The organism is Paraburkholderia sp. (genome assembly GCF_047605525.1).
In the GTDB taxonomy this organism is placed as follows: domain Bacteria; phylum Pseudomonadota; class Gammaproteobacteria; order Burkholderiales; family Burkholderiaceae; genus Paraburkholderia.
Window position 1 is genome coordinate 145,428 of record NZ_JASGFN010000013.1, and the last position, 12,258, is coordinate 157,685.

13 protein-coding genes are annotated in these 12,258 nt (G+C 64.8%); 8 read left to right on the forward strand and 5 right to left on the reverse strand.

Annotated elements, in window-relative coordinates; translation table 11 throughout:
• Positions 1-28: 28 nt before the first annotated feature.
• Positions 29-706: a DJ-1/PfpI family protein gene (locus tag QM685_RS19870; RefSeq protein WP_415118461.1), complete on the forward strand. Its 678-nt coding sequence runs from the start codon at positions 29-31 to the stop codon at positions 704-706.
• A gap of 234 nt (positions 707-940) precedes the next feature.
• Positions 941-1,393 (forward strand): zinc-finger-containing protein, encoded by a 453-nt coding sequence (locus QM685_RS19875; protein ID WP_415118463.1) that lies wholly within the window; start codon positions 941-943, stop codon positions 1,391-1,393.
• Between the two features lie 52 nt (positions 1,394-1,445).
• On the opposite strand, the gene QM685_RS19880 is transcribed toward QM685_RS19875, so the two are convergent.
• The 5 genes from QM685_RS19880 to QM685_RS19900 form a co-directional block, all read right to left on the reverse strand.
• On the reverse strand, positions 1,446-2,777 hold the full coding sequence (locus QM685_RS19880) for an MFS transporter (RefSeq protein ID WP_415118465.1): 1,332 nt from the start codon (positions 2,775-2,777) through the stop codon (positions 1,446-1,448).
• Between the two features lie 78 nt (positions 2,778-2,855).
• Complete coding sequence (locus tag QM685_RS19885; protein ID WP_415118467.1) at positions 2,856-3,608, reverse strand: SDR family NAD(P)-dependent oxidoreductase; 753 nt, start codon at positions 3,606-3,608, stop codon at positions 2,856-2,858.
• A 66-nt stretch (positions 3,609-3,674) separates the two neighbouring features.
• On the reverse strand, positions 3,675-4,055 hold the full coding sequence (locus tag QM685_RS19890) for a RidA family protein (RefSeq protein ID WP_415118469.1): 381 nt from the start codon (positions 4,053-4,055) through the stop codon (positions 3,675-3,677).
• Positions 4,052-4,942 (reverse strand): alpha/beta hydrolase, encoded by an 891-nt coding sequence (locus tag QM685_RS19895; RefSeq protein ID WP_415118471.1) that lies wholly within the window; start codon positions 4,940-4,942, stop codon positions 4,052-4,054. The genes QM685_RS19890 and QM685_RS19895 overlap by 4 nt, the downstream gene beginning before the upstream one ends.
• Before the next feature lie 40 nt (positions 4,943-4,982).
• On the reverse strand, positions 4,983-6,098 hold the full coding sequence (locus QM685_RS19900) for a porin (RefSeq protein ID WP_415118473.1): 1,116 nt from the start codon (positions 6,096-6,098) through the stop codon (positions 4,983-4,985).
• A gap of 197 nt (positions 6,099-6,295) precedes the next feature.
• Here QM685_RS19900 and QM685_RS19905 point away from each other — a divergent pair, with 197 nt between their 5' ends.
• The 6 genes from QM685_RS19905 to QM685_RS19930 all read left to right on the forward strand — a co-directional run bounded on the left by QM685_RS19905 (position 6,296) and on the right by QM685_RS19930 (position 12,209).
• On the forward strand, positions 6,296-7,027 hold the full coding sequence (locus QM685_RS19905; RefSeq protein ID WP_415118475.1) for a GntR family transcriptional regulator: 732 nt from the start codon (positions 6,296-6,298) through the stop codon (positions 7,025-7,027).
• Positions 7,028-7,287: 260 nt separating this feature from the next.
• The gene (tauA, locus tag QM685_RS19910) at positions 7,288-8,337 is read left to right on the forward strand and encodes a taurine ABC transporter substrate-binding protein (RefSeq protein WP_415118477.1); all 1,050 of its coding nucleotides are present in this window, start codon (positions 7,288-7,290) and stop codon (positions 8,335-8,337) included.
• On the forward strand, positions 8,334-9,113 hold the full coding sequence (locus QM685_RS19915; RefSeq protein WP_415118479.1) for a taurine ABC transporter ATP-binding protein: 780 nt from the start codon (positions 8,334-8,336) through the stop codon (positions 9,111-9,113). Before tauA ends, QM685_RS19915 begins: the two co-directional genes overlap by 4 nt.
• On the forward strand, positions 9,113-10,009 hold the full coding sequence (locus tag QM685_RS19920; RefSeq protein WP_415118481.1) for an ABC transporter permease subunit: 897 nt from the start codon (positions 9,113-9,115) through the stop codon (positions 10,007-10,009). Before QM685_RS19915 ends, QM685_RS19920 begins: the two co-directional genes overlap by 1 nt.
• 169 nt (positions 10,010-10,178) lie before the next feature.
• Entirely contained in the window at positions 10,179-11,108 is a 930-nt protein-coding gene (locus QM685_RS19925; protein WP_415118483.1) for a TauD/TfdA dioxygenase family protein, read from the forward strand.
• Between the two features lie 48 nt (positions 11,109-11,156).
• Positions 11,157-12,209, forward strand: a complete 1,053-nt coding sequence (locus tag QM685_RS19930) for an ABC transporter substrate-binding protein (protein ID WP_415118485.1) — start codon at positions 11,157-11,159, stop codon at positions 12,207-12,209.
• Positions 12,210-12,258 lie beyond the last annotated feature (49 nt).

The window sequence follows — 12,258 nt, forward strand, 5'->3', positions numbered from 1 at the left end:
TCGGTTTCTCATTCGACAAGGTATTCCCATGACACTGCAAATCGGCTTTCTGGTGTTCCCGCGGGTACAGCAACTCGATCTGACCGGCCCGCATGACGTGCTCGCTTCGTTGCCCGGCGCAACGGTGCATCTGATCTGGAAAACGCGTGAGCCCGTCGTATCCAGCAGCGGCCTCGTCCTGACGCCCGATGTCACGTTCGAAACCTGTCCGCCGCTCGACGTGATCTGCGTGCCCGGCGGCAGCGGCGTGACCGATCTGTTGCAGGACGCGCCGACTATCGGGTTCGTGCGCCGACAGGCCGCGAGCGCGCGCTACGTCACGTCGGTCTGCACGGGCGCGTTATTGCTTGGCGCGGCGGGTTTGCTGCGAGGGCGGCGCGCGACCACGCATTGGGCGTTTCACTCGCTGCTGGAACCGCTCGGCGCGATTCCGACGCGTGCGCGAGTCGTGCGCGACGGCAATCTGATTACCGGCGGCGGCGTGACGGCGGGCATCGATTTCGGTTTGACCGTCGCCGCCGAACTGGCCGGAGTGGAAGAGGCCCAGGCTATCCAGCTCGAGCTCGAATACGCGCCGGCTCCGCCATTCGATGCGGGAGATCCGGACATCGCGCCGCGAGCGGTGGTGGAGACGGTCAGGCAGCGGTCGGCAGCCGGGTTGGCACTGCGGAGCCGGATCGTGACGGACATCGCCGCGGGTCGATGACGTATGGCTTCTCCGTTATCGCCGCGGCCGGTCCCACGTGGCCGGCAGCGGCAATTTCGTGCTCAATTGCAGCACGCCTCATCCGGCAGTAATCTCCGCACGAGCGCGCCCGGGCGTGCGCACGTTGCCTGTTCATATCGGCGCGGGCATTCCATTAAACTGCGTAGCTATGACCCCTCCCGCCAGTCAGACTCAAACGATGACTTACTCCGAATCCGCCCAGGAGAAGTTCCGATGCGCGTAGGCAAGCCAGTCCCGGCATTGCCGCAGCCGTCATGCGACTACTGCGGTGTCCGTGCGTCGATCACGCGGTATGGCGACGAATCCTATCCCTATCGCAAGGATCAGGGCCCGCTGTGGATTTGCACCGCATGTCAGGCGTGGATCGGCATCCATTCGCGCAGCAGGCGCAATGTGCCGCTCGGCCGTCTCGCCAACGCGGCGTTGCGCGACGCGAAGAGCCGACTGCACGATGCGCTGGAACCGCTGGTCGCCGGCAAGGTGCGCCGCGACGGCGTCAACGCGTTCGAGGCGCGAGCAAAGGCGATCCGCTGGGTGGCCACCGAACTGGGCTTCGATCCCTTGCCGCCCAGCATCCACGCGCTCACCGCCGAACAATGCGAGCAGGCGCTGCGCTACGTCGAGGCTTTCATCGAGTCGCGGCGTTCGGGTCACGGCAGCGTGTGATCCGGTAATCGGGCGGCTATGTGCCGTGCCCGATACTCCGGCCGCGTTCCCGTCACAATTCCTCGGACGCCAGCGCGAGCGCGCCCGGCGATACTTCCGTTTGTCTGAACCGGTCCGGATACGGCAGCAGCGCGGCGAGCAGTGCCGCAATGCCGATGCTGGCCGCCATCACATACGTCGCGGCCGTGAAGTCCGGCGTCATGCCGCGGATCCAGCCGATCAGATACGGCGCCGCGAATCCGGAGAACGCGCTGAGCGTGTTGATCAACGCGAGTCCGCCCGCCGCGCCGGCGCCGCTCAGGAAAGTCGACGGCACCGCCCAGAACACGCTGAGCGCGCCGACGATACCGGTGGTCGCGAGGCAAACGAAGCCAAACGAAAGCAGCGGATCGGCCGAGGTCATGGCGCTCGCAACGAGGCCGAGCGTGCCGATCGCGAGCGGAATCGCGAGGTGCCAACGGCGTTCGCGGGTGCGGTCCGAATGCCTGCCGTTCATCAGCATCGCGATCGTCCCGAGCAGAAACGGAATCGCATTGACGAAGCCGATCTGCACGAGCGAGAGGCTGGACATCTGTTTGATCACCTGCGGCAACCACACGGATACGCCGAAGAACCCGATGCCGATCGAAAAGTACAGCAGCCCCAGCAGCCAGACGATCGGCCTCGTCATCGCCACCCGGAAGCTGGAGGTGCCCAGCTTCCCGGCGGAGTCGTGATCCTGCTTCATGCGCGTCACCAGCCAGTTGCGTTCCGCGTCCGACAGCCATCCGGCGTCCGCGGGACGGTTGGTGAGATAGAAGAAGGTGACGACGCCGAGCACGACGGCCGGCACGCCTTCCACGATGAACATCCACCGCCAGCCGGAGAGGCCCGCCACCTGATGGGTCATCGACATGACGATGCCCGACAGCGGCGCGCCGATGACGATGGAAAGCGTGTTGGCGGAGTAGACCTGGCCAATGGCCTTGGCCCGGTATTCCGCCGGGAACCAGTAGGTCAGGTAATACATCACGCCCGGCAGAAAGCCTGCTTCGGCGACCCCGAGCAGAAAGCGCGCGCTGTAGAGCTGATAGGGACTATTGATGGCGGCCTGGCTGATCGACACGAGCCCCCACGTGAAAATGATCCGCGCGATCCATGCGCGCGCGCCGAAGCGGCGCATCAGCATGTTGCTCGGAATTTCGAACAGGATGTAGCCCACGTAAAAGACGCCGGCCGCGAAGCCGAACATCGGCGGCGTGAGGCCGAGCTCCCTGTTCATCTGCAGCGCGGCGAAGCCGAGGTTCGCGCGGTCGAGGTAGTTGACGAACCAGATAATGAAAAGCAGAGGAATCAGGCGTGACGTCAGCTTCCTGATGGTCGATCTTTCGAGCTCGTGTTCCACGATCGCTCCATGAATTGATAGGTGAAAAGCGCGGCGGTCCAGGCCGGTATGAGTCAGGATGTCCGGATACCTGAGTGCCTAGATACCCAGTCCGCCAAGCGACTTGCCGCCGTCGACGAACAGCGTCTGGCCCGTGATAAAGCGGCTCGCCGGAGAAGCAAAGAAAGCGATCGCCTCCGCGATGTCGAACGGCGACGCGGCCGCGCCGCTCTGTTCGAGCGCGACGGCCGCGGCGTACTGATCGGCCGGCATGCCGCGGGTCATCGGCGTATCGGTGAAGCCCGGCGCAATCGAGTTGACGCCGATCTGCCGCGCCTTCAGCTCCATGGCCATCGCGCGCGTGAGACCGATCACGCCGGCCTTGGACGCGACGTAGTCCGCGAATCCCTTGCCGCCGAGCGCGCCGCGCGACGACACGGTGACGATGCGGCCGCCCGGCTTCATGCGACGCGACGCTTCCTGCGCGCAGACGAACACGCCGAGAAGATTGACGTCGAGCGTGCGCCGGAAATCGTCGTCGGTGATGTCGTCGAAATAGCGGGCCGCATAGATGCCGGCCGCGCAGACCATTACATCGACGCGGGGTTGCGCGTCGAGAATCGTCGCGATCCGCCGCCGATCGCAGACATCGGCGACGGCGCCTTCGACGCTGAGCTCGCGTGCGCGGAGCTGGTCGACAGCCCGTTCGACGGCATCCGCGTTACGGTCGATCGCGACCGTGTGAAAGCCGGCTTTCGCGAGTACTTCGACGGTGGCGAGACCGATGCCCGAAGCGCCACCGGTGACGAGCGCCGTTTGCTTTTCGCCGGCTGGCGTGTTGTCTGATTGCATGATTGACGACCTCTTAGCTAAAAATGGATTCGGATTAGTCAGCGCGGGGCGGACGATACGGCTTGCTCATGTCCCAGGTACCGCCGCATAGACCACCATTTCTATCCGCATCCCCGGTGCAACCAGCGAACGCACCGCGACACTCGAGCGGTTCGGATACGGTGGCGCGAAGAATTCGCGGTAGACGGCATCGACCGCGGCCATGTCGTTCTCGTCCACCAGATAGATCAGCACCTGGGCGACGTCGCGCATCCGCGCGCCGGCGGCCTCGACGGCACGCTGCACGTTTTGCAGGGTGATGCGCGCCTGCTGCCCGATGGGCCCGGTATCGATCGACCCGTCGGGGAGAACCGGGCCGTGGGTCGTGAACAGCAGGCCGGCTGCCTTGACCGCCCATGAAAACGGCTGGGCAGGCGGCGGCAAACCGATGTCGATGTTTTCCTTCATGCGTGGCTCCCTTTAATCAACTGTGCCAGCCGCCGGTACCAGGCACTGTCCGCATCGCGCAGCGTGGTATGGGTGGCGAAGTGATCGAGCCCATGCTCGACGTGCAGCCGGAAATCCGCCGGCTGCCGCGCGAGCAGCGCGGCCATCCGCTGATTCGCGCGGATCACGCGTTCGCTGTCGAATTCGCCATAGGACAGATACATCGGCACGGTATTGCCCGCGGTCCAGCAAAGCGGGCTCATCAGCGCGTCTTCCCGCGCATCGCGCAACACCATCGTGTAGATGCGCTCTTCCATGCTGCCCGGCGCGGGCTCCGGATGATGCAGGTCCATCACGCCGCTGATCGGCAGGCAGGCGCGGATGGCGCCCATGTCGAGGCCCGCCTGTTCGATTTCGCGGCGTCTGAGCGCGGCGAGCGCGGCGAGTTGCGCGCCCGCGGAATGCCCGGCGAGATACAGACGGCCGGCATCGCCGCCGAAACCGGACGCGTGGCTGGTCACGTGACCCAGCGCGGCCAGCGCATCGTCGAACGCGGCGGGCAGGCGGTGTTCGGGCGCGAGCCGGTAAGTCGGCGCGACGAGCACGATGCCCAGCCGGGTGACCGCGCGCGCCATGAACGACACGTACTCCTTGTAGCCATTGGTCCAGCCGCCGCCATGCCAGAACACGAGGATCGGCGCACGGCGCGCGTTCGTTGGGCTGAACACATCGTACTTGTGTTGCGCATCCGGACCATACGAGCAGTTCCGGATGACCGCGATGTTTTCCGGCTGCGCCTCGGCCGACCATCCCAGCACGGTCGTTTCGTAGGTCCGCGCTGCTTCGAACGGCAGCGGCATCTGCGGGAGAAGAGGCTCCCGGATCGGGTTTCTGACTTGAGGGTTCATGCTGATCACGTCTTTGCTCAGGATTGCAACGGGTGCCGGGTCAGAACTTGTGGCGTATGCCGATCGACGCGGAAAACTGCTGTCTGGAACTCGACGGCGAGTTGTCGTAGATCTGCGCGAATTGCGCATCGCCGGCGGCCTTCTGGTAAATGCCGACGAGGAACAGGTCGGTGCGCTTCGACAGGAACCAGTCGACGCCGGTCTCCACCTGATGCCACTTCGGCGATTTGCCGGTCGGCTCATAGCGCCCGTCGGTATAGATGTAGCCGAGGCCGATCAGCACCGTCGGCGACAGATAGTCGGTCACCGTCGCCTCGTAGTTGCTGAGGCCGAGGCTCGAATGGTCCAGATAGTCGAACCGGGTGTGCGTGTACAGCAGCGAGAATTTCATCTGGCCGAGCGCGTACGAGCCGCCCGCGCCGTACATCTGCTGCTTGCCGACCGCGGCGCCCGTCGCCGGATTGGTGCCGAAAGGCGAGGTGAAACCGTAGTCGCCCGACACGGCGCCGCCTGAATTGCCCGCATCGTTGGGCGAAAGCAGCGAGTGGTATGCGATGCCGAGATTGACCGGCCCGTTCGCATACGTGAGGCCGGCGTTGAAGTCGCTGTTGTCCGCGAAGCCGCCTGCCTTGTTCGAAAACGAGTACGAGGTCAGAAACTTCAGGCCGGAGATCGTCGGGCTCTGGTACTGCGCGTTGTTGTTGAGCCGGAACGTCGGGAACAGGTTGTCGTTGTCGCCGATCGGCGGCCCGTACGTCGCGAATTGCTGCGCGCCTTCGAAGCCGCCGAGGGTTTGCGACATCGTGTCGTACTGGCGGCCGAACGTCAGTTGGCCGAAGCGGTCGTTCGCCACGCCGACGAACGCCTGCCGGCCAAACAGGCGGCCGCCCTGGCCCAGCGTGCCGTTGGTGATGCTGAAGCCGTTCTCGAGCGTAAAGATCGCGCGGGTTCCGCCGCCCAGGTCCTCGCTGCCTATCAGCCCGAACCGCGAGCCCTGCTGGATGCCGCTCGCCATCTGTAGCTGCTTCTCGCCCCCTGCATTGTTCGTGTACATCAGCCCTTCCGAAATCAGCCCGTACAACGTCACGCTGCTCTGCGCGCACGCGGGACCCGCGATGACGGCCGACACACAGGACAGCAACAGATAACGCTTCATTCCCCTCTCCAATCAGTTTCGTTCTGGTGGCGCGCGATGCCCGGTGCATCGCGTCATGACGAACGGTATTGTTTACAAAAACTCATGTCTATATAAATTTTGTGTTTTACACAAAATTAGTGGTTTACACGGAATATTTCATAACGTGTAAATTTGTGAGATGATCGCGAGAACGACGGTGCTGGGAGAGAACTCAGATGGGGCATATGGGGCAACCTGCGCAACGCGCGCGGCCGCGCCCGCAAACGCAGGCGCAGGTGGACACGGGCAAGGCGACGCTGGCGGAGCATGCGTACGACGTTCTGCAGAACGATCTGCTGGCGGGACTGTTTCAGCCCGGCGAGAAGCTGCGGCCGCAGGCGTTGCAGGAACGCTACGGCGTCGGCATCAGCCCGATCAGGGAAGCGTTGATGCTGCTTAGCTGCGACGGCCTTGTCGCCAATGAAGGTCAGCGGGGGTTTCGGGTCGCCGAAATGTCCAAGGAAGACCTGCTCGACATCATCGAGACGCGCAAGAAGATCGAGACGGAGCTGCTGACCGATGCGATCCAGCATGGCGACGAGGATTGGGGCGCGGAGATCTCCGCGGCGTTCTACAAGCTCGTGCACACGCCGCTTCCCGCCGCGGAAGACATCGAAGCGGGGCATCGCTGGGAGCTCGCGCACCGGCGCTTTCACTTTGCGCTGCTCGCTGCCGCGCGCTCGAACTGGCTGCGTCGCATCGACGAACAGCTCGTGCGGCATTCGGAACGCTACCGGCGCATGCGGATCGTCGATCCGCTGTCGCGGGAAGTGCTCGCGCGCGACATCGTGAACGAGCATCAGGAGTTGATGGACGCCGTATTGAAACGGCAGACGGAGCGCGCATGCGAACTCCTGAGGGCGCATATCGACGAGACCGCCCAGGCCGTTTCGAAATTCTTCGAGTGACAGGGACAGGGGAAGGGACGCGGCCGGATGGCCGCGTTTGGGGTGAGCGCCCGACGTAACGAAACGGTCCGCGCATGCGAACTGGTGGAAGTTCGGAAGCTCGGAATCGACGCAGTTTTGCCGTCATGGCGGTGACGGAAGTGGAAAGAGCAAAACCGCGGCGGCGTGATTTGCTATGCACGAATCGTTGGAACCGGGCCGGTGAAAAGTGCCTATAGTCGAAACCCTCACCGATCCTCGAGCCAGCCCCCATCCTTCCAATGAATCACTCTCTTATTCACGCGCGGCGCGCGCTGCGCGCCGTGGCTTTCGTCGCGGCGTCGACCGCGTTGACCGCGTTGACGTCGTTCGCTTCATCCGCGCGGGCGCAGACGCACGAGGTCGTCATCGGCTATCAGGACATGGTCGTGCCGTGGCGCTACGCGCAGGCGACCGGCGCGGTCGAAAAGGCGACCGGCTACAAGGTCACCTATCGCAAGCTCGGCAGCGGCGCGGACGTGGTGCGCGCGCTCGCGTCCGGCTCGATCCAGCTCGGCGAGGCGGGTTCGAGTCCGATTGCGGCGGGCCTCTCGCAAGGCGTCGATCTTTCGCTCTTCTGGATTCTCGACAACATCAACGATGCCGAAGCGCTCGTCGCGCGCGACGGCTCGGGCGTGACGAAGCTGACCGATCTGAAGGGCAGGACGATCGGCGTGCCGTATGTGTCGACTTCGCATTTCCATACGCTCGTCGCGTTGCAGCAGGCGGGCGTCGATCCGTCGACGGTGAAGATACTGAACCTCCGTCCGCCCGAAGTGGCGGCCGCATGGCAACGCGGCAACATCGACGCGACCTACATCTGGGACCCGGTGCTGGCGAAGGTCAAGCAGAACGGCAAGGTGCTGATCACGTCGGGCGAGGTCGCGAAGGAAAGCGGCAAGGCCACCTTCGACGGCTTCGTCGCGTCGCGGCAATTCGAGCGCGACAACGCGGCCTTCATGGCGGGCCTCGTCAAGGTGCTGGCCGATACCGACGCGCTGTATCGCGATCACAAGTCCGAGTGGACCGCGAATTCGAAAGAGGTTCAGGCGGTCGCGCGGGAGTCGGGCGCCACCGCCGCGGACGTGCCCGCGAGCCTCGCACTGTATGCGTTCCCGAGCGCGGCGGAGCAGGCCTCGCCGACCTGGCTCGGCGGCGGCAGGCAGTCGGGCGCCGCGCAATCGCTCGCGGCCACCGCCGCGTTTCTGAAGACGCAGGGCACGATCCAGAACGTATTGCCCGACTATTCGGCGGCGGTCAATCCACGCTTCGCGCAGCAGGCCGCGCGATGAGCATGCTCGACATCCGCGGATTGCGCGTGACCTATCGTGGCGAGTCCGAGCCCGCGTTGGCGGGTGTCGATCTGTGCATCGAGCGCGGCGAATTCGTGGTCGCGCTCGGCGCGTCGGGTTGCGGCAAGACCACGCTGCTCAACTGCATCGCGGGCTTCATCGATCCGGGCGAAGGGGAAGTGCGCGTCAACGGCGCGCCTGTCGTGGGACCGGGCGCGGAGCGCGGTGTCGTGTTCCAGAAGCACGCGTTGATGCCGTGGCTGAACGTGCTCGACAACGTCGCGCTCGGGCTGCGGTTTCGCGGCGTGCCGCGTGCCGAGCGCGACGAACTCGCGCGGCGCACGCTCGCGCTAGTCGGGCTCGAACGTCATGCGAACGCGAAGATTTACGCGTTGTCGGGTGGCATGCAGCAGCGCGTGGGCATTGCCCGCGCGCTGGCGAGTGATCCCGAAGTGCTGCTGATGGACGAGCCGATGGGCGCGCTCGATGCGCTCACGCGCGAGACCGTGCAGGAACTCGTGCTCGACGTATGGGCGCGCACGCACAAGACGGTGTTTTTCATCACGCACAGCGTCGAGGAGGCATTGTTTCTCGCGACCCGTCTCGTGCTGATGACACCCGGACCGGGGCGCATTGCGGAGGTGCACGAGTTGCCGTTCGCGCGCGAGTATCTGGCGACGCGCGATGCGCGCGCGGTGAAGTCGTCGCCGGCTTTCATAACGTGGCGTGAGCGTTTGACGCGGCGTCTGCACGACACGTTGCGGGAGGCGGCCTGATGAGTGCGATCGAATCGTCGCGGGAGCGCGCGGGTTCCGCCGGTCTCGGGCTCGCGCCGCACGGTGGCGCGAAAACGAACGGCCAAAGCCGCCGGCGCGGCCGCAAACCTTATCGCGGCATGCCGGGCGAGGGACCGACCGCCGCGCTCAGTGCGCTGTGCATCGTCGCGTTCGCGCTGCTCTGGTGGGCCGCGACGCACCTGCGCTGGATACCGCCGCTGTTCCTGCCCGCGCCGGACGCGGTCTGGCATGCGTTCGTCGACGCATGGAACGGCCGCATTCAAGGCGGCTTGCCGTTGTCCGAGCATCTGATGTGGAGCGCGATACGCGTGTTCGGTGCGTTTGCGCTCGCGGCGCTCACCGCTGTTCCGATCGGAATTCTGATGGGCGTGAGCCGGATCGCGCGCGGGCTGCTCGATCCGCCTATCGAGTTCTATCGTCCGCTGCCGCCGCTCGCTTATCTGCCGCTCGTCGTGATCTGGTTCGGCATCGACGAAACCGCGAAGATCATCGTGATCTGGCTCGCGTGTTTCGCGCCGATCGCGATGGCGGCGCGCGCCGGTGTACGCAGCGCGAGCATCGAGCAGGTCAACGCGGCATGGTCGCTCGGCGCGAACTTTCGCCAGGTCGTGTTGCACGTCGTGCTGCCCGCCGCGTTGCCCGAGATTCTGACCGGCTTGCGCATTGCGATAGGCTTCGGCTGGACCACGCTCGTCGCGGCCGAAATGGTGGCGGCGACGGCGGGGCTCGGACAGATGGTGCTCAACGCATCGAGCTTTCTGCGCACCGACGTCGTCGTGATGGGCATCGTGCTGATCGGCCTCATTGCGTGGATCTTCGACCTCGGCATGCGCGCGCTCGAGCGCCGGCTCGTGCCGTGGAAAGGCAGGCAGTGAACGCGCACCGCCGCGGTGCGTTGCAGCGCCCGGTTTATCACTCCAGCAGATAAACGTATCGGATTTGCTTCGTTGGCATTGCACGCGCGGGCCGGTAAATTCGTCGGACTGATCGCGCCGCTCGGACCCCGCTGAGCGCGCGCTGAACCGTTTCGATGAAGAGCTTCCTGTGACGATTCCTGCTTTTGCCGCGTACGATACGCCCGCTATTCCGAGGGCCGGCGATGCCGGCCGCGCGCCTTCCGGCCAGCGCATCGAGATTCGCGCGTTCGATGGTCCGCTCGGCGCCGAAGTGCTCGGCCTCGATTTGGGCCAGCCGCTCGCCGACGAAGATTTCGCCCGTATCCACCGCGCGCATCTCGATCATCACGTACTGGTGTTTCGCGATCAACGCATCACGCCGGAACAACAGATCGCGTTCAGCCGCCGCTTCGGTCCGCTGCAGATTCACGTGCTGCATCAGTTCCAGCTACCCGGCCATCCCGAGGTGCTGGTGGTGTCGAACATCGTCGAAAACGGCCGGCCGATCGGCCTCGGCGACGCCGGCCACTACTGGCACTCCGATCTGTCGTACAAGGAAAAGCCGAGCCTCGGCTCGCTGCTGCACGCGCAGGAATTGCCCGCGGAAGGCGGCGACACGCTGTTCGCGAACATGCATCTCGCGTGGGACACGTTGCCCGCGCATCTGCGCAACGCGGTGGAAGGCCGAACGGCGGAGCACACGTATCTGGCGAAATACGCGGAGTTGCAGAAGCGCAGCCCGTGGCGCCCGAACCTGTCGGCCGAGCAGATCGCGCAGGTGAAGCCGGTCGTGCATCCGATCGTGCGCACGCATCCGGAGACCGGGCGCAAGGCGCTCTTTGTCAGCGAGCATTTCACGACGCGCGTGATCGGTTTGCCGGAAGACGAGAGCAGTGCGCTGCTCGCGGAAATTTTCGCGCACAGCGTGCGGCCCGAACATCTTTACCGGCATCGCTGGGCCGCGCACGACATGGTGTTCTGGGACAACCGCGCGTTGATGCATCTCGCCGCCGGCACGCCCGATCATCTGCGCCGCAAGCTTTATCGCACGACGATCGAAGGCGATGCGCCGTTCTGAGCGCAAGCTTTTCCGTTCCATCCACACCGCATGCCGACTGGAGTTTCAATGCCGAGCCGCTTTCGCCCGACCGCCGCACGGCCGTCGTTTGCCCGCCGTTTTACGGCCATACTGCTGAGCCTGTCGATCGGCGCGGCGGGCGTCGCCGTCACGGCGCCCGTGCATGCCGAGGGCGAGATCCGCGTGGCCGAGCAGTTCGGCATCGTGTATCTGCTGCTGAACGTCGCGCGCGACCAGCATTTCATCGAAACCGAGGGGCGTAAGCAGGGCGTCGATATCAAGGTCGACTGGGTCAAGCTGTCGGGCGGCGCGGCGGTCAACGATGCGTTGCTGTCGGGCGCGATCGACATCGCCGGTGCCGGCGTCGGCCCGTTGCTGACGATCTGGGACCGCACGCGCGGCAAGCAGAACGTAAAGGGCGTCGCGTCGCTCGGCAATCTGCCGTACTACCTCGTGAGCAACAATCCCGACGTGAAGACGATTGCCGATTTCACGCAGAAGGATCGCATCGCGGTGCCCGCCGTGAACGTTTCGGTGCAATCGCGCGTGCTGCAATACGCGGCGGCCAAACGCTGGGGCGACAAGGATTACAACCGGCTCGACAAGTTCACCCAGGCATTGCCGCATCCCGACGCGGCCGCGGCGATCATCGCGGGCGGCACCGAAATTACCGGGCACTTCGGCAATCCGCCGTTTCAGGAGCAGGAACTTGCCGGCAATCCGAAGGCGCATATCGTGCTCAATTCGTACGACGTGCTCGGCGGCCCGAGTTCGGCGACGGTGCTCTATGCAACGGAAAAATTCCGCCGCGACAATCCGAAGACGTATCGCGCATTCGTCGATGCGCTGGCCGACTCGGCGCGGTTCATCAACGCGAATCCGCAGGCCGCGGCGGATATCTATATCCGCGCGAATCAGTCGAAGATCGATCGCAACCTGCTCGTGAAGATCATCACGAACCCGCAGGTGCAGTTCAAGATCGTGCCGCAGAACACGTTCGGGCTCGCGCAATTCATGTATCGCGTCGGCGCCATCAGGAACGAACCGGCGTCGTGGAAGGACTATTTCTTCGACGATCCGGCGACGGCCGCGGGGAGTTGAACGTGAAATCACCTGTTTTCGCCGCGATATCGGGCACGCCGAAGCGCTT